The organism is Dietzia maris (genome assembly GCF_014144855.1).
Classification (GTDB): domain Bacteria; phylum Actinomycetota; class Actinomycetes; order Mycobacteriales; family Mycobacteriaceae; genus Dietzia; species Dietzia kunjamensis.
In genome coordinates, this window is record NZ_JAALDN010000519.1 from 1 (window position 1) to 1302 (window position 1302).

The 1302-nt window shown below is 71.7% G+C and carries 2 protein-coding genes; one reads left to right on the forward strand and one right to left on the reverse strand.

Going from position 1 to position 1302, the window contains the following annotated elements:
* On the reverse strand, positions 1-832 hold an 832-nt coding region (locus G6024_RS15535; RefSeq protein WP_235027940.1), incomplete at its 3' end, for a 13E12 repeat family protein.
* 113 nt (positions 833-945) lie between these two features.
* On the opposite strand from G6024_RS15535, the gene G6024_RS15540 reads away from it, so the two are divergent.
* On the forward strand, positions 946-1302 hold a 357-nt coding region (locus G6024_RS15540), incomplete at its 3' end, for a helix-turn-helix domain-containing protein (protein ID WP_159149115.1).

The window sequence follows — 1302 nt, forward strand, 5'->3', positions numbered from 1 at the left end:
CGGCGTCGGCGGGCGCCGGGGCCGGGGCGGGCGCCGGGGCGTACACGGCGAGGGAGGCGAGAGCGTCGGCACGCAGCTGATCCAGCGTGCCGGGCACCCCGTCTCCGGAGGCAGCGCGGGCGTCGGTCTCGATACGTCCCCGCAGCAACTCCGCATCGGCCAGAGGCAGCTTCGCCCACATCGAGGCCATCCCGTCCCGGCCCGACCGGAACCGGACCGTACGCGTGAGCGCCGCCCGGGCCCGGGCATCCTCGGCGCCCTCCGGGTCGAGCCGGCCGACGGCCTCATCGATCCGGCCGTCCACCGAATTGCGAGTCGGCCGGTCACCGCCGTCCAGGTGGTCGACGATGCCCGCCACGACCTCGTCCTCCACGTCCGAGACGATCGAGTCGGGCACCTCGGCCAGCTTGCAGGCGATGTCGATGGCGAGCTGTTCGGGAACGACCCCGCGCTCCACCGAGGCCCGCAGTCGCGCGAGCCGCGAATGGATCTGGACCCCGGCGGTGACCAGACGCGCGGCGTGCCAGCACGTGAGCTGACAGGCCGCCACGAGATGGTCACGAGCCCTGGATTGCGGGTCCAACCGTGCGTATGCCGAACGTGCACGACCACCGCTGCCGGCGACCCCTTCGGTGCGGTCGACGCCCGTGCCGACCTCATCCGCCCGGGACATCTGCTCGACCAGGGCCGCTGCCGCCTCCAGCCGGGTCGCACCTGCCCGGTTCTGCGCCAGGGTCGCGGCCCGTGCCGCCTCGCTCACCTCCGTCGAGTCGAGCCCGCCCAGGGATTCCGGAACCGCGAACAGTGACTTCGTCGTCGACAATTCCCCCACCCCCCTCGCGCTCGATTTAGAACTTGTGTTCGACAGTACGGCACTGCAGGCGTTAGCGCAAGCGTTCGATCCGCCCGGCCTCCGGTGTCCGACCCGCGCGCTACACTCACCGCATGACCGAGCCCCCCTCTTCTCCCGTCGACCGCGCCTTCGAGGTGCTACGCGTGACGGCGGGCGGGACAGGGATGACGCTCAGTGAGATCGCGCGCGAGACCGGGCTGGCCAAGTCCACGACGCTGCGCCTCCTGGCCGCGCTCGAGCGCAACGACGCGGTGACGAGGATCGGGCAGCGCTACCGGCTGGGGCCGTTGGTGCACGAGCTGGACCCGATCCCGGTCTCGCCGGCGTACGAGCGGATCCGCCGGGTGCTCACACCGTTTCTCGCGCACCTCTTCGAGGCCACGCGCGCGACCGTTCACCTGGCCACCCTGCACGGCGACGAGGTGGTCTACCTCAACAAGTTGCACGGG